Genomic DNA, 14,865 nt, shown 5'->3' with positions numbered 1-14,865 from the left:
CGGGTACGGCGAAGGGCCCGCCCCCTGACGGGGACGGGCCCTTCGGCTTCGTCGAGTGCAGAACAACCGGAGCTGTACGCCGGGTTCTGTCGCCCGGTGACCTCGCGGTCGCCGGGGAGACGGCCATCCATCTAGGACCGGCGTTGCCGCCGGCCTCCTGCGGTCTACCCGCGAACTCGGGCGGGCAGCCCTCGAACGTTCGCGCAAAGCCGTCCGAAGACGACTCCTCTTGACCTTGCTCCGGGTGGGGTTTACCTAGCCGCCTGGGTCACCCCAGGCGCTGGTGGTCTCTTACACCACCGTTTCACCCTTACCGAGGGCCGAAGCCCCCGGCGGTCTGTTTTCTGTGGCACTGTCCCGCGGGTCACCCCGGGTGGCCGTTAGCCACCACCCTGCCCTGTGGAGCCCGGACGTTCCTCGGCGGGATCCGGGGATCCCGACGCGGCCGCCCGCTCCGGTTGTTCTGCGAGTGACCATGCTACCCGCGCCCGGCGCCACGCTTGACCTTGACGCAGCGGCAGGGTTTCTACTGGACGCCATGCGGATCGGAGAGATCGCCGCGCTGGTCGGGGTCACCACCCGGGCCGTCCGGCACTACCACCACGTCGGGCTGCTCCCGGAGCCGGAGCGGCGCCCCAACGGCTACCGCGCGTACAGCGTGCGCGACGCCGTCCTGCTGGCCCGCGTGCGCCGGCTCACCGAGCTGGGGCTGAGCCTCGACGAGGTGCGCGACGTCCTCGGGGACGACGCCGGGCGCGAGCTCGCCGACGTACTGGAGGAACTCGACGCCGACCTGGCCCGGCAGGAGGCCGCGATCCGCGAGCGCCGGGAGCGGCTCGCGGCGCTGCGGGCCGCGCCACCCGTGGACGACGGGCCGCTCCCGCCCGCGCTCGCCGCACTGCTCGCCCAGGCCCCCGAAACGACGTCGCCGTCCGCCGCCCTCGACCGCGAGCACCTCATCCTGCTGGACACCGCCGGCGCCGGCGGCCCCGAACTGTACGAGGCGATGGCCGCGATGGCCGCCGATCCGGCCGTGCTCGCCCTGTACGAGCGGCTCGACGACCTCGCCGACGCCCCCACCGACGACCCCCGGATCCCGGTGCTCGCCGCCGATCTGGTGGCGGCCGTCCCCGACGGGGTGTTCGACGTGATCCCGGCGGACGGCCCGGCCGCCCCGGGCTTCACGCAGGCGCTGCTCGCGGAGTACGCCCCCGCCCAGGCGGAGGTCGTGCGCCAGGTCATGGAGGCGTTCGCGCAGAAGGGAAGCAGCCGATGAGCCGGGTCCGGGCGGCCCGGATCGCCGCCGCCGCGGCGATACCGGGCGAACTGGCCCTCGTCGTGTGCCTGGCGGCCGGGGTGCGCCCACCGCTCACGGTCGCGGCCGCGGCCGAAGTGCTCGTCGCCGGGGTGCTGCTGCTGGAGCTGTGGGTGCTCCGGTCGCTGTACTGCGCCGAGCGGGCCCGCGGCGCCGAACCCCGCGCAGCGCGGCGGGCGGCGGTGCGGGCGGTCGTGCCCGAGCCGGTGCGCCGACTGGTGCTGCACGAGCTGCGCACCGCCGCCTCGCTGGGGCGGTGGGCACTGCGCCGTCCCGCGCACGGGGTGGGGCCGGGCGAACTCGCCGCCGGGTACACCGGACCCCAGACGGCCATGACGTACGGGCTGCTGTTCGTGTCGCTGATCGAGACCGTCGGGCTGGCCGTCCTGATCCCCTGGCCGGCCGTGCACCGCGTGGTGCTGGTCCTCGACGCGTACGGGGTGCTGCTGGTCCTGGCGATGCACGCCGCCTGCGTGACCCGGCCGCACGTGGTCGGCGCGGACGGCTCCCTGCGCATCCGCTACGGGGCCCTGTTCGACCTCACCGTCCCGCCGGACGCCGTGGCCTCGGTGCGGGTGGACCGGCGCTACCCGGAAGGCCGCCTCGTCACCCTCTCCGAGGACGGGGTGCTCGACCTGATCGTCGCCAGCCAGACCACCGTGACCCTGGAACTGACCCGTCCGCTCCCCTTCACCCGGCCGCTCGGCTCCCGCGCCGAGGCCCGCACCGTCCGCTTCCACGCCGACGACCCGCGCACGCTGGTCGCTGCCCTGCGTCGGGCCGGGCCGGTGGCGGCGGGGCCCACCGGCCCGTGAGGTGGAGGTGGCCGATCAGGCGGGAGGGTTGGCCGCCATCCGGCAGGCGCCGTGCGCGGCGCCGCCCGCCACGCCGGCCGCGGACATGGCGCTCACACAGCCGGTCAGATCACCGTGCACACCTTGGGTGCAGGCCGTCGTGACGGCTTCGGATACCGCGACACCCGACTGTGCGACCAGGTTCGTACAGGCCGGGATGTCGGCGCGGGCGACGAAGGCCCCGCCGCCGAGGGCGAGGATCAGACCGGTGAGGACACCGGTGATGCGAACCGACATGCGCATGGGAGGCACCTGCTCTCCGGGCGGTCAGGGGACTCACGGATCCGGTAGCTCGCGGACCCGGTCGGGGGCGCCGGACGACGGCCCCTCCCCTTTCGACGCTAGGCCAGCCCGCCGCAGCGCGCACGCCGGCCTTGCGGCGGACACCGCTCACGCAGGGGCGAACGTGATCTTCTTCGCCCGGCCCGGGTCGGCCTCCGTCAGCCGGACCCGGATGCGGTCGCCCAGCGGCAGCGGCGCGGACGGCGATTCGACCCGGCCGACGACCGCCGGTTCCTCCAGGTGGACCGTGCCCACCAGCGGCTCGTGGTCCTTCACGTCGATCACGGTCGCGTCGAAGGTCTCGCCGACGTGGTCCTTCAGCAGGGCCGCCTCGACGAGGTCCACGGACTCCCGCTCGGCCGTGTTGGACAGCCTGCTGCCCTCCGCCATCCGCTCCGGGAGCCCGTCCAGCGCGGACAGCGCCCACTGCGGGGGTTCGGCCCCCGCCACCGCCGCCACGCACAGCTCGCCCGCGTACCGGTCGACGAGCCGGCGCAGCGGGGCGGTGCAGTGCGCGTACGGTGCCGCCACCGCGGCGTGCAGGACGGGGTCCGGGGTCGCCCCGCCGGTGAAGACCGTGTAGCCCGCGCCGCGCAGCAGGGCCGTGCACTCCTGGAGGAACGCGGCGTGGGCCGGGAGGTGCGGGTCGAGGGTCCGGACGAGTTCGGCGTACGGCACGTGGTGCGGCCAGTCGATCCGCAGGGCGGTGGCGGTGCGCCGGAGCCGGCCGACCGCGCCGTCGGGGGCGCTGGGGAGGGTGCGCAGGATGCCGGCGCCGGCGGCGAGCATCAGGTCCGCGGCGGCCATGCCGGTCATCAGGGAGATCTGGGCGTTCCAGCCGTCCGCCGGGAGCGGGGCCCGGTAGGCGAGGGTGTACGAGCCGTTGTGCGCGACGATCTCCTGCTCGGGCACGTTCAGCGAGACGCCGCCGCGCTCCTGCTCCAGGGTCTCGCGGAGCCTGCCGATGTCCCGCAGGAGGGCCAGGGACTCGTCGGCGGTCCCGGAGTCGATGGCCTGCTGTACCCCCTCGTAGTCGAGCTTGGCGCGGCTGCGGACCAGGGCCCGGCGGACCTCGGTGGTCTCCACCCGGCCGGCGGAGTCCAGGTCGAACCGCCACAGCAGCGCCGGGCAGGTCTGGCCGGGCAGCAGACTGGCCGCGCCCTGCGAGAGCACCGCCGGATGCAGGGGGACCTTGTCGTCGGGGAAGTACAGGGTGGTGACGCGGCGGTGCGCCTCGGTGTCGAGGGCGCCGCCGGGTGCGACGAAGGCGGCGACGTCGGCGATGGCGTAGTGCACGCGGTAGCCGCCGCCGTTCGGGCGCTTCGCCAGGTGCATGGCCTGGTCCAGGTCGCGGGAGGCCGGCGGGTCGATGGTGAACAGGGGCAGGTCGGTGGCATCGAGGTCCGGGAGCCGTGGATCGCGGACGGCCCGCTCGGCCTCGGCGAGCACCGCGGCCGGGAACTCCCCGGGCACCCCCAGGGCGGTCCGCAGTTCACGCAGCGCGGCCCGCAGGGCAGTCCCGTCTGCGCCGGTCATGTGCATATGACGGCGTGGCATGGATCGAGCGTATGGCGGGTGGGCGCTGGTGGCGCGGCGAGCCGTCTACCCTGGCTCGGGGGCCGCACCCCCTGCGCCGCGTCGTACTGAAGGAGAACCACCGTGCTCGTGCTGCTGCCGCCGTCCGAGGGAAAGGCCGCCGGCGCCTCCGGCGCGCCCCTGGAGCCGCAGACGCTGTCGCTGCAGGGACTGGCCGAAGCGCGGGCGGCCGTGCTGGAGGAACTGGTCGAGCTGTGCGCGGGCGACGAGCTGAAGGCCCGCGGGGTGCTCGGCCTGAGCGAGGGGCTGCGCGGCGAGGTGGCGAAGAACGCCGGGCTACGGTCCGCGGTGGCCCGGCCGGCGGGTGAGGTCTACACCGGCGTCCTGTACGACGCGCTGGGCCTGGCGGACCTCCCGGCGGCGGCGCGGGCGCGGGCGGAGCGGTCGCTGCTGGTGTTCTCGGGTCTGTGGGGCGCGGTCCGGGTGACGGACCGGATCCCCTCGTACCGCTGCTCGATGGGGGTGAAGCTGCCGGGGCTGGGCGCGCTGGGCGCCTACTGGCGGGAGCCGATGGCCGCGGTGATGCCGGCCGCGGCGGGGGACGGGCTCGTGCTGGACCTGCGGTCCTTGGCCTACGCGTCGGCGTGGAAGCCCAAGGGCGAGGTGGCGGGGCGCACGGCGACGGTGCGGGTGCTGCACGCGCAGATCGTGGACGGGGTGGAGAAGCGGTCGGTGGTGAGCCACTTCAACAAGGCGACGAAGGGGCGGCTGGTACGGGACCTGCTGGTCGAGGGTGTCGTGCCGGCGACCCCGGCGGAGCTGGTGGTGGCCCTGCGCGACCTGGGGTACACGGTCGAGGCGCAGGCCCCCGCGAAGCCGGCCAGGCCCTGGTCCCTGGACGTGGTGGTCACCCAGATCCACTGACCGTCCGGGCTCCCGGGCCGGGCGCGGCGCCGTTGTGGGCGCGCCGCCCGGCGCCCCGGGAACGGTCGAAGGGTGGGGCGGGGCGACACGCAGCAGCCGACGCCGGCGGTCGGTTGAGCGCCCCGCGGGCCGGTGGCCCACCGGCCGGGTCGTACGGGCCGGCCGCGGGGCCCGGTCAGTGGCTCAGGGGCCAGGCCGCCGTGGGGGATCGGTCGGCCGCCACCGCGTACGTGGCGCAGGCGTCCGTCAGGGTTTCCAGCAGGGTGAGGGGATCCGGGAGCGGGTGCTCCGTGCCCCGGAGCCAGGTCACCGCCAGGTCACCCGGCAGGGCCGCCGGCGGCACCAGCACGTAGCTGCCGCGGCAGTGCCACCGCAGGCCGGGGTGTTCGTCCATCGTCTCCGGGTGGCAGTCCAGTTCGCACGGCCACCATTCGTCCTCGTCCTCGGGGGTGCCGCGGGTCGCCGTGAAGAAGAGCATCCGGGCCTGGTCGCCCGTTCCGCCCGATTCGGCGACGGGGCCGACCTCGACGCCCGCCGCCAGCAGGCGGGCCAGCGCGCTCGCTCCGGCTTCGAGGGGGACGTCCAGTACGTCGTGGACCATGCCGGTCGCGGTGATGAAGTTCGCTTGCGGCTGGTTGCGCGCCCAGCGTTCGATCTGTGCGCGGTCGGTCGTCGACTGCGTCTGCCAGGCGAAGGAGAGGGGGTGGCGTGCGGGGGTGGGACAGCCGATCCGGTCGCACGAACACCGGTAGCCGGCGGGATGGGCGGCGGGGGCGAGCGGCAGGCCTGCGGCGGCCACGGCCAGCAGGAGGTCCTCGCGCACGCGCTCGGGGTCTTCGGGGGAGGGTTTGGGCCGCCGACGCAGCCACTGGGAAATCCTGCTCTGCTCGCCGCGTTTGACGCGGCCGGACTCAGACCCCATCTATCCCCTCACCTCACCGTTTCCCCGGCAGACCCTCACATGGTCCCACCATCCTGCGGTCCGGGTGACCGCACTCCCCAACCGGGGGTGGGGGAGCGGTGCACGGAGCGTGCGGAAGGGGAGACGGGATACCGTCACATACTGTTGAAATTCGGCCAATTGTCCCCGCCCGGCCATCACCCGTCAGTCGTCGGTGACCTTCGCCACCCCGCCCAGCACCCGGTCCACCAGTGCGTCCGTGTACGCGTGCGTCAGCGGCGCCGTCCGCATCAGCCAGCGGTACGTCAGCGGCCCGACGAGCATCTCCACCGTCAGGCGCAGGTCCACGTCCTGCGCGAGCTGCCCGGCCTCCCGGGCGGTGCGCAACCGTGCCTCGTACAGGGCGAGCTGCGGCTCCAGCAGCTGCTCGGTGAAGCGGGCGCCCAGCTCCGGGTCGGTCGCCCCGGCGGCGGTCAGGGCGCGGGTGGGGGCCGCGTACTTCTCGTCGTTGAACTGGTCGACCGTCGCCCGCAGCACCAGCTTGAGGTCGGCGGCGAGGTCCCCGGTGTCGGGGAAGCCGGTCCAGCCGCTTTCGGCCTCCGCGTCCGCGCCGAGTGCGAGCGAGGCGTCCAGCAGGACCGCGGCCCTGGACGGCCACCAGCGGTAGATCGTCTGCTTGCCGACGCCCGCACGGGCGGCGATGGCCTCGATGGTCAGCTTGTCGTAGCCGACCTCACCGACCAGTGCGAGCGCCGCGTCGAGGATGGCCCGCCGGGAACGGTCGCTGCGGCGGGCGGGGTCGGGGGCTTTCCCGTCGGAGGTTCTGCTGCTCATCCGGACAAATTAGCAACGCGAGATGTCTCGTCTTCGTGTCATTCCGTAAACCACCCAATCAGTTCACTGCGCGGTCCCGGTTGAGGAGAGACGATTCTCTCGACATCTCCGTGAGTCGTGAGGAGCCTTCTTTGCGCAGAGACGCCACACCCCGGCGCTACCTGATGTGCCCACCCGCACACTTCAAGGTCACGTACTCCATCAACCCGTGGATGGATCCCACGAAACCGGTGGACCTGCCCCTCGCACACGCCCAGTGGGAAGACCTCCGGGACCGCTACCGCTCGCTCGGCCACACCGTCGAGACGCTCGTACCGGACCCCGGGCTGCCCGACATGGTCTTCGCCGCGAACGGCGCCCTCGTCGTCGACGGCCGGGTGCTCGGCGCCCGGTTCGCCTACCCGGAGCGCGCCGCCGAGGCGGAGATCCACCTCGAATGGTTCCGGTCCCACGGCTTCGAGGACATCCACGAGCCGTCCCATGTCAACGAGGGCGAGGGCGATTTCGCCGTCACCGCCAGCTACATCCTGGCCGGCCGGGGCTTCCGTTCCAGCCCGCTCTCGCACGACGAGGCGCAGGAGTTCTTCGGCCGGCCCGTCATCGGCCTCGACCTGGTGGACCCGCGCTACTACCACCTGGACACGGCGCTCTGCGTGCTCGACGGCGACGAGGTCATGTACTACCCGTCCGCCTTCTCGCCCGGCAGCCGGGCCGTGCTCAAGCGGCTGTTCCCGGACGCGCTGATCGCCGGCGACGAGGACGCGGCGGCCCTCGGCCTGAACGCGGTCTCGGACGGCCGGCACGTCCTGCTCCCGCAGGCAGCGGCCGGGCTGTTCGCACCGCTGCGGGACCGCGGCTTCGAGCCGGTCCCCATGGACCTGGGCGAGCTGCTCAAGGGCGGCGGCAGCGTGAAGTGCTGCACCCAGGAGCTGCGGATGTAGCGGCCGCGGGGTGCTACCGGGTGGCCGGCGGCCACTCCTGGCCCCAGTCGGCGTCCCGCGCCGCCTTGTACAGGTCACCGTGGCGCTTGCTCACGGTGGCCCGGGTCAGGCCCTCGCCCTCCGGACCACACAGGTCCAGTAGGACGAGCCCCTTCCGGATCTGCGGCCTCCGCGTGATCCGGGAGGGGACCGGCTCCACCGGGAAGCGGGTCGCGGCCACGTAGCTGAACTTCTCGTCCTCGTACGGCAGGGAGCCGCCCTTGACCTGCCGGTGCAGCGAGGACCGGCTGACCCGCGCCGAGAAGTGGCACCAGTCCTGCCCGACCTCGATCGGGCAGGTGCCGTCGTGCGGGCACGGCGCGGCGACCCTCAGCCCCGCCGCGATCAGCTGGTCGCGGGCCTCGCGGATGCGCAGGTACCCCTCGGGCGTGCCCGGCTCGATCAGCACCACCGCCTGCCCGGCGCGGGCCGCTTCGGCGACCACGGCCCGGCGGGCCTCCGGCGTCAGCTCGCCGAGGACGTACGACACCGTCACCAGGTCCGCCCCGGGGAGGGCCAGCTCCGATCCGATGACGGCCCGCCGCCACTCGGCGGCGCGCAGCACCTGCGATCCGGAGGACGCCGCGAGCTCCTTGCCGAGGGCCAGCGCCGGCTCCGCCCAGTCCAGGACCGTGGTGCCGCGCGGGCCGTCCCAGGTCGCGTCCACCGCCCAGGTCGCCGCGCCCGTGCCGCCGCCCACGTCGACGTGGGAGCCGGGGGACCACTGCGGGGCGGCCTCGGCGAGGGCGTCCAGGGCGGACCGTACGGCCTCGAAGGTGGCCGGCATCCGGTACGCCGCGTACGCGGCCACGTCGGAGCGGTCGCGCAGGACGGGTGCGTCGGTCGGGGTCCGGCCGCGGTAGTTGGCGATCAGCCGCTCGACGGCGGCGGTGGCCTGCTTCGGCGGGAGCCCGTCGAGCAGCCCGCCCAGCGCGGACCGGAGCGTTTCGGCGGTGGTGGGGACGGAGGCGGAGGCGTTCACCAGCGAAGTTTACGGCGCCCGGCGCACCCCGAACGCCGTGCACCCCGAACGCCGTGCACCCCGGGCGCCGTGCCCGCCGAGGCTCAGACCGCGGACTCCCGGTTCTGCCACGGCCGGCACATCGCGGTGAAGCAGCCCACCGCCAGCAGGGAGCACACCAGCTGGACCACCGCCATCGGCACCGCCGTGCCCTCGCCCGCGATCCCGACCAGCGGCGAGGCGATCGCCCCGACCAGGAACGAGGAGGTGCCCAGCAGCGCGGAAGCCGAGCCGGCCGCGTGCGGGGTGCGCATCAACGCCAACGCGTTGGTGTTCGGCAGGACCATGCCCATCGCCGTCATCAGCACGAACAGCGCGGCCGCGATCGGTACCAGCCCGACCGCCCCGAACACCCCCGAGGACATCAGCAGCAGCGCCACCGAGGCCGTGGTGATGACGGCGAGCCCGCCCCCCAGCACCCTGTCCAGGCGGACCCGGCCGACCAGCAGCTTGCCGTTGACCTGCCCGGCGGCGATCAGGCCCACCGAGTTGAGGCCGAACAGCAGGCTGAAGGTCTGCGGCGAGGCCCCGTAGATCTCCTGCACGACGAACGGCGAGGCGGAGATGTACGAGAAGAGCGTGGCGAACGCGAAGCCGCCGGTCAGGGTGTACCCGGCGAAGACGCGGTCCGCGAGCAACCCGCGCATGGTCCGCAGCGCGGAGCCCACGCCGCCGGTCTGCCGCCGCTCGGGCGGCAGGGTCTCGCCGAGGCTGCGCCAGACGACGAGGGTGAGCACGGCGCCGACACCGGTGAGGGCGACGAACACCCCGCGCCAGTCGGCGAAGCGCAGGATCTGGCCGCCGATGAGCGGGGCGATGATCGGGGCGACGCCGGAGATGAGCATCAGCGTGGAGAAGAACCGGGCCATCTCGACCCCGTCGTACAGGTCGCGCACGACGGCCCGGGCGATGACGACCGCGGCCGACCCGGCCAGGCCCTGGATCAGGCGGAAGCCGATCAGCATTTCCGCGGTCGGGGCGAGGGCGCAGATCGCGGTGGCCAGGACGTAGACGACCATGCCGAAGAGAAGGGGCCGGCGCCGGCCCCACTTGTCGCTCATCGGGCCGATGACGACCTGGCCCAGCGCCATGCCGGCGAGGCAGGCGGTGAGGGTGATCTGGATGGTGGCGGCCGGGCTGTGCAGGGCGCTGGTGACCTCCGGCAGGGCCGGCAGGTACATGTCCATGGACAGTGGGGGGAGGGCGCTGAGGCCGCCGAGTATGAAGGTGACGAGCAGTCCGGTCCTGCGGGCGGACTTGGTCTTCGGTGTGGAAACGGTCTGCGGTGCGGAGGGCGTCTCGGGCGACGGCTCGTGCGAGGGGGCCGTCGCGGGGCCTCTCTCCGACATGCGGAACTCCAGTCTTTTCGTCGTCTTTTCACACCCCCGACCGACCCATGCTCTCAGCTATCGGAACGTCCGTGGAGCGATGCGACATGTGACGTACCCTGCGGCCCCATGAACGCAAGTGGGAAGAAGATCGCCCTCGTGACCGGTGCGGGCTCCGGCATCGGCCGCTCCGTGGCCCTGACCCTGGCCGCCGCGGGCTGGGCGGTGGCCGCGGCCGGCCGCCGGACCGAACCGCTCCAGGAGACGGCGAAGGCGGCCGGGGCCGATGCGGACGTGCTGTGCGTACCGGCGGACGTGAGCGATCCGGACGACGTGGCCGCACTGTTCGCCGCGGTACGGGAGCAGTACGGGCGCCTCGACCTCCTCTTCAACAACGCCGGCACGTTCGGCCCGGGCGGGGTCCCGCTGGAAGACCTCGCCTACGAGGCCTGGCGCCACGTGGTGGACGTCAACCTGACCGGGTCCTTCTTGTGCGCGCAGGCGGCCTTCCGGCAGATGAAGGCGCAGGACCCGCAGGGCGGCCGGATCATCAACAACGGCTCGATCTCCGCGCACGTGCCCCGGCCGAACTCGGTCGCCTACACCGCGACCAAGCACGCGATGACGGGCCTGACGAAGTCGCTCTCGCTGGACGGGCGCCCGTACCGGATCGCCTGCGGGCAGATCGACATCGGCAACGCGGCCACCGAGATGACCGAGCGGATGCAGACCGGGATCCTCCAGCCGAACGGGCAGCTGGCGGTCGAGCCGGTGATGGACGCCGCCGACGTGGCGCGCACCGTGCTGCACATGGCGGAGCTGCCGTTGGAGGCGAACGTGCAGTTCGCGACGGTGATGGCGACGACGATGCCGTACATCGGGCGGGGCTGAACCCCGCCGGCGCCGGCGGGGGCGGACCGGCGGGAATGCCGTGCCCCGGGCCGGAGTTGAGCCGATCATGACGACTGAGGTATTGCGCTACACGGCGTTCTCCGCAGACCCCGCGGGCGGCAACCCCGCCGGGGTCGTGCTCGACGCGAGCGGCCTGGACGACGCCCGGATGCTGGAGATCGCGGCCGACCTGGGCTACAGCGAGACGGCCTTCCTGACCGCACCGCCACACGGCCTCGGCGGGGAGCCCGGACGGGCCTTCACCCTGCGGTTCTTCAGCCCGAAGGCGGAGGTCTCCTTCTGCGGGCACGCCACCGTGGCCACCTCGGTGGCGCTGGCGGAGCGGATCGGTCCGGGCGAGCTCGTCTTCGCAACCCCGGCCGGGACGGTGCCCGTCTCGGTCACCGCGACCGACGAGGGACTGCGGGCCGTCCTGACCAGCGTCGAACCGCACGTCGAGGACGTCGCCCCGGACGACCTCGCCGAGGCGCTGGCCGCGCTGGACTGGCCGCAGGCCGACCTGGACCCGGCCTTCCCGCCCAGGATCGCCTACGCCGGAAACCGTCACCTGGTGCTCGGCGCCGGCACCCGGGCCCGGCTCGCGGACCTCGCGTACGACTTCCCCCGGTTGGAGGCGCTGATGCAGCGCCTGGACCTGACCACCGTCCAGCTGGTGCACCGGGCGGGTCCGGCGCTGTTCGACGTACGGGACCCGTTCCCGGTCGGCGGCGTCGTCGAGGACCCGGCCACCGGAGCCGCCGCGGCGGCCTTCGGGGCGTACGCCCGCGAACTCGGCCTGGTCCCGGCGGACGCCGTGCTCACCCTCCACCAGGGCGAGGACATGGGCCGGCCCGGGGTCCTCACGGTGGAACTGCGGGCCGGTGACCCGCGGGTGAGGGTGGGCGGCAGCGGGGTCCGGATCGGATGAGCCACGGCCTGGTGGCGGCACCCGCCTACCGGGCAGAGGCCCCGGCGGCTCTGCCCGGCCCGGTGGTCCGCGCTGTCCGTACGCCCCCGGCGGGGCGTACGGGCCGGGCAACCGTCCGGCCGGGGCAGACGCCCGTGCGGGGCGCCGCTGTGGCGCGCGGCAGGAAGCGGCGGCGCGCAGCGGAGGCCCGGCCGTGATGACGGTGCTCGCCTACGCACAGGCCGAGCTCCCGGGCGGGCTCGCCGCGCAGGTCGCGGCCCTGGAGGCGCAGGCCTGGCCCGGCGCCGGCGGCGGGCACGACCCGGCATTGGCCCCCAAGGTGATGGTCCTCGTGGACGAGGGCGGCACGGTGACCGCCTCCCTCGCCCTGCTGTTCAAGGAGGTCCGGCACGCGGGGCGCACCCACCGCGCGGCCGGGCTCAGCGCGGTGGTGACCCTGGACACGGCCCGGGGCCGCGGGCACGGCGGGCACCTGGTGGCGGCGGCCCGTGCGGCGCTGGCCGCCGACCCGGCCGTGGACCTCGTCCTGTTCAGCTGCGACCGTCCGCTCGCCCCCTTCTACGAGGCGGCCGGCTTCACCCGGCTCCCCGGGACGGTACTGGTCGGCGGGACGCCCGAGGAGCCGCTGGCCACGGACGCGCCCGGGTTCGACAAGGAGGTCCTCGCGGACTTCCCCGGCCCGCACACCGATGCCGCGGCGTTCACGGGCGTACGGATCGCCCTGTACCCGGGGCTCGTCGACCGCCTCTGGTGACCCGGCCCGGACGTGCGGAAGGGGCCCGGATCATCTCGATCCGGGCCCCTTCGCCGATGCCTTACGAGCCGCTGCCCTCGGCCTTCGCGGGGACGCCCGCCGGCTGGGCCGCCGGAGCCGGTGCCGGCGCCGCGGGGGCCGCCTTGCGGGCGAACACCCCGAGGAACAGGAGCAGCGTCGGGACCAGGTACAGCAGCCACACCGAGACCTGGAGCCAGGTCGGGTCGGGCTGGAAGTTGAACGTGCCCTTCAGCAGGGTCCCGTACCAGCTGTCCGGCGGGATCGCCGCGCTGACGTCGAAGGCCTTGTTCAGGAGACCGGGCAGGAACTCGGCCTCCTGGAGGTCGTGCACCCCGTACGCGAGCACGCCCGCGGCGACCACGACCAGCATCCCGCCGGTCCACGTGAAGAACTTGGACAGGTTGATCTTCAGCGCGCCGCGGTAGAACAGCCAGCCCAGCACGATCGACGATCCGATGCCGAGCAGCACGCCCACCAGCGGACCCGCGCCGTCACCGGCCGCGTGGACCGACCGCCACACGAACAGCGAGGTTTCCAGGCCCTCCCGGCCGACGGCCAGGAAAGCCGTCGTCACCAGGGCGCCGGTGCCCATCGCGAGCGCCGCGTCGAGCTTGCCGTGCAGCTCGGTCTTCAGGTGCCGTGCGGTGCGCTTCATCCAGAAGACCATCCACGTCACCAGGCCGACCGAGACGATCGACAGGCTGCCGCCGATCGCCTCCTGCGCCTGGAACGTCAGCTCCGAGGTGCCGAATTCGAGCGCCGCGCCGAAGGCCAGGCTGAGCGCGGCCGCGAGGCCGACGCCGAGCCACAGCGGTCCCAGCTTGTCCTTGTTCCCGGTCTTCACCAGGTAGGCGATGAGGATGCAGACGACCAGGCTGGCCTCAAGCCCCTCACGCAGGCCGATCAGGTAGTTGCTGAACACGTCGGTTCCTTTCCGTTCCGCGGAACTACGCGAACAGCGCCCGGCCCCACCAGTCGTCCTTGTCACGGACGCCCGGAGGGACGGCGAAGAGGGCCGAGCTCACGTGCTGGATGTACTCGTTGAGCCCGTCGTGCTTGGACAGGTTGCGCTGGAGCGGGATGAAGCCCTTGCGGACGTCCCGCTGGTACGCGAGGAAGAACAGGCCCGCGTCGAGCCGGCCCAGTCCGTCCGAACCGTCGGTGAACGAGTAGCCGCGGCGCAGGATCGTCACACCGTTGTTGCTGTCGGGGTGCGCCAGGCGGACGTGCGCCTCCGGCTTCATCGCCTTCAGGAACGGCTCGTCGCGCTCCTTCGACTTGCCGACCGGTGCGCCCTCGGCCTTGTCCCGGCCGAAGATGTCCTCCTGCTCCTGGAGCGGAGTGCGGTCCCAGGTCTCGATGTGCATCCGGATCCGGCGGGCGACCAGGTACGAGCCGCCGGCCATCCACGCCGAGGCGCCCTTGGCCTCGTCCGCGACCCACACGTGCTTGTCGAGGGCGGCGGTGTCGGTGCCCGCGATGTTCCGGGTGCCGTCCTTGAAGCCCATCATGTTGCGCGGGGTCTGCTGGTCCGGGGTGGTGGACGAGGTCTTGCCGAAGCCGAGCTGCGACCAGCGCACCGCGGTCTTGCCGAAGCCGATCCGGGCGAGCTGGCGGATCGCGTGCACCGCGACCTGCGGGTCGTCCGCGCAGGCCTGCACGCAGAGGTCGCCGCCGCTCTTGGCCGGGTCCAGGTTGTCGCCGGGGAACTGCTCCAGGTCGACCAGGGCCTCGGGGCGCCGGTCCTCCAGGCCGAACCGGTCCTTGGCGAACAGCGAGGCGCCGAAGCCGATGGTCAGCGTCAGGCGGGACGGCTTGAGGCCGAGGGCCTCGCCGGTGTCGTCCGGCGGCGCCTCGGGGAGGCCGCCGACCGCGCCCTCGCCGACGGGGAGGCCCGCCGTCATCCGCTCGGCGGCCCGCGTCCAGTCCTTGAGGAGCTGGACGAGCTCCGCGCGGTCCTTCGTCTTCACGTCGAACGCGGCGAAGTGCAGCCGGTCCTGGACGGCGGAGGCGATGCCGGCCTGGTGCGCGCCGTGGAAGGGCACGGCGGAGCCGCTGAGCGCGGCCGGAACCGCGTCGCTGCCGCTGCTGAGCGCGGCGACCGTGCCGCCCGCCGCGGCGGCGCCGAGCGCGAGCCCGGCACCGCCCCAGCCGAGCACGGACCGGCGGGACGGCCCGCCGGTGGCATCGCTGCCGGTGGCGGACGCGACGGCTTCGGTCGACGCGGCGGACTCGGCGGCTGCGTCGGTGGTGGTGGTGCTGGTGTCCTCAGACATGTCCGTACCCCTGATACGCG

At 73.7% G+C, this 14,865-nt stretch carries 15 protein-coding genes and 1 other RNA gene; 7 read left to right on the top strand and 9 right to left on the bottom strand.

Going from position 1 to position 14,865, the window contains the following annotated elements; all coding sequences use genetic code 11:
• Positions 1 to 59: 59 nt before the first annotated feature.
• An RNA gene (gene rnpB, locus OG974_RS14925) (RNase P RNA component class A) lies at positions 60 to 461 on the bottom strand.
• A 77-nt stretch (positions 462 to 538) separates the two neighbouring features.
• Between rnpB and OG974_RS14920 the strand changes: the two genes are divergently transcribed.
• Together OG974_RS14920 and OG974_RS14915 are read left to right on the top strand one after the other, a co-directional pair.
• The gene (locus tag OG974_RS14920; protein WP_371643402.1) at positions 539 to 1,276 is read left to right on the top strand and encodes a MerR family transcriptional regulator; all 738 of its coding nucleotides are present in this window, start codon (positions 539 to 541) and stop codon (positions 1,274 to 1,276) included.
• Positions 1,273 to 2,130: a hypothetical protein gene (locus tag OG974_RS14915; RefSeq protein WP_327283186.1), complete on the top strand. Its 858-nt coding sequence runs from the start codon at positions 1,273 to 1,275 to the stop codon at positions 2,128 to 2,130. The genes OG974_RS14920 and OG974_RS14915 overlap by 4 nt, the downstream gene beginning before the upstream one ends.
• Positions 2,131 to 2,145: 15 nt before the next feature.
• Here OG974_RS14915 and OG974_RS14910 read toward each other — a convergent pair whose 3' ends face one another.
• Positions 2,146 to 2,412: a hypothetical protein gene (locus tag OG974_RS14910; protein WP_327283185.1), complete on the bottom strand. Its 267-nt coding sequence runs from the start codon at positions 2,410 to 2,412 to the stop codon at positions 2,146 to 2,148.
• Between the two features lie 147 nt (positions 2,413 to 2,559).
• Positions 2,560 to 4,008, bottom strand: coding sequence for an RNB domain-containing ribonuclease (locus tag OG974_RS14905; RefSeq protein WP_327283184.1), 1,449 nt, complete (start codon positions 4,006 to 4,008; stop codon positions 2,560 to 2,562).
• Between the two features lie 102 nt (positions 4,009 to 4,110).
• Here OG974_RS14905 and yaaA point away from each other — a divergent pair, with 102 nt between their 5' ends.
• Positions 4,111 to 4,911: a peroxide stress protein YaaA gene (yaaA, locus tag OG974_RS14900; protein ID WP_371643399.1), complete on the top strand. Its 801-nt coding sequence runs from the start codon at positions 4,111 to 4,113 to the stop codon at positions 4,909 to 4,911.
• 175 nt (positions 4,912 to 5,086) lie between these two features.
• Here the strand turns inward: yaaA and OG974_RS14895 are convergent, their stop codons facing one another.
• The gene (locus OG974_RS14895; protein WP_327283182.1) at positions 5,087 to 5,833 is read right to left on the bottom strand and encodes a bifunctional DNA primase/polymerase; all 747 of its coding nucleotides are present in this window, start codon (positions 5,831 to 5,833) and stop codon (positions 5,087 to 5,089) included.
• Positions 5,834 to 6,016: 183 nt separating this feature from the next.
• A complete protein-coding gene (locus OG974_RS14890; RefSeq protein WP_327283181.1) occupies positions 6,017 to 6,646 on the bottom strand; it encodes a TetR/AcrR family transcriptional regulator in 630 nt (209 codons plus the stop codon).
• Positions 6,647 to 6,777: 131 nt separating this feature from the next.
• Between OG974_RS14890 and ddaH the strand changes: the two genes are divergently transcribed.
• On the top strand, positions 6,778 to 7,587 hold the full coding sequence (gene ddaH / locus OG974_RS14885) for a dimethylargininase (protein ID WP_327283180.1): 810 nt from the start codon (positions 6,778 to 6,780) through the stop codon (positions 7,585 to 7,587).
• 13 nt (positions 7,588 to 7,600) lie between these two features.
• On the opposite strand, the gene OG974_RS14880 is transcribed toward ddaH, so the two are convergent.
• Both OG974_RS14880 and OG974_RS14875 read right to left on the bottom strand, forming a co-directional pair.
• Positions 7,601 to 8,608, bottom strand: a complete 1,008-nt coding sequence (locus OG974_RS14880) for a small ribosomal subunit Rsm22 family protein (RefSeq protein WP_327283179.1) — start codon at positions 8,606 to 8,608, stop codon at positions 7,601 to 7,603.
• An 83-nt stretch (positions 8,609 to 8,691) separates the two neighbouring features.
• On the bottom strand, positions 8,692 to 9,996 hold the full coding sequence (locus OG974_RS14875; RefSeq protein ID WP_327283178.1) for a multidrug effflux MFS transporter: 1,305 nt from the start codon (positions 9,994 to 9,996) through the stop codon (positions 8,692 to 8,694).
• A 108-nt stretch (positions 9,997 to 10,104) separates the two neighbouring features.
• Between OG974_RS14875 and OG974_RS14870 the strand changes: the two genes are divergently transcribed.
• From OG974_RS14870 to OG974_RS14860, 3 genes are all read left to right on the top strand, one after another.
• The gene (locus OG974_RS14870) at positions 10,105 to 10,866 is read left to right on the top strand and encodes an SDR family oxidoreductase (RefSeq protein ID WP_327283177.1); all 762 of its coding nucleotides are present in this window, start codon (positions 10,105 to 10,107) and stop codon (positions 10,864 to 10,866) included.
• A 67-nt stretch (positions 10,867 to 10,933) separates the two neighbouring features.
• Positions 10,934 to 11,794, top strand: coding sequence for a PhzF family phenazine biosynthesis isomerase (locus OG974_RS14865; RefSeq protein ID WP_327283176.1), 861 nt, complete (start codon positions 10,934 to 10,936; stop codon positions 11,792 to 11,794).
• 196 nt (positions 11,795 to 11,990) lie between these two features.
• The gene (locus OG974_RS14860; RefSeq protein WP_327283175.1) at positions 11,991 to 12,548 is read left to right on the top strand and encodes a GNAT family N-acetyltransferase; all 558 of its coding nucleotides are present in this window, start codon (positions 11,991 to 11,993) and stop codon (positions 12,546 to 12,548) included.
• A gap of 61 nt (positions 12,549 to 12,609) precedes the next feature.
• Here OG974_RS14860 and efeU read toward each other — a convergent pair whose 3' ends face one another.
• Positions 12,610 to 13,491, bottom strand: coding sequence for an iron uptake transporter permease EfeU (gene efeU, locus OG974_RS14855; RefSeq protein WP_327283174.1), 882 nt, complete (start codon positions 13,489 to 13,491; stop codon positions 12,610 to 12,612).
• 25 nt (positions 13,492 to 13,516) lie between these two features.
• Positions 13,517 to 14,845, bottom strand: coding sequence for an iron uptake transporter deferrochelatase/peroxidase subunit (gene efeB / locus OG974_RS14850; protein ID WP_371643394.1), 1,329 nt, complete (start codon positions 14,843 to 14,845; stop codon positions 13,517 to 13,519).
• Positions 14,846 to 14,865 lie beyond the last annotated feature (20 nt).

The organism is Streptomyces sp. NBC_00597, assembly GCF_041431095.1.
Classification (GTDB): Bacteria; Actinomycetota; Actinomycetes; order Streptomycetales; family Streptomycetaceae; genus Streptomyces.
This window is presented reverse-complemented; position numbering and strand designations above follow the sequence as displayed.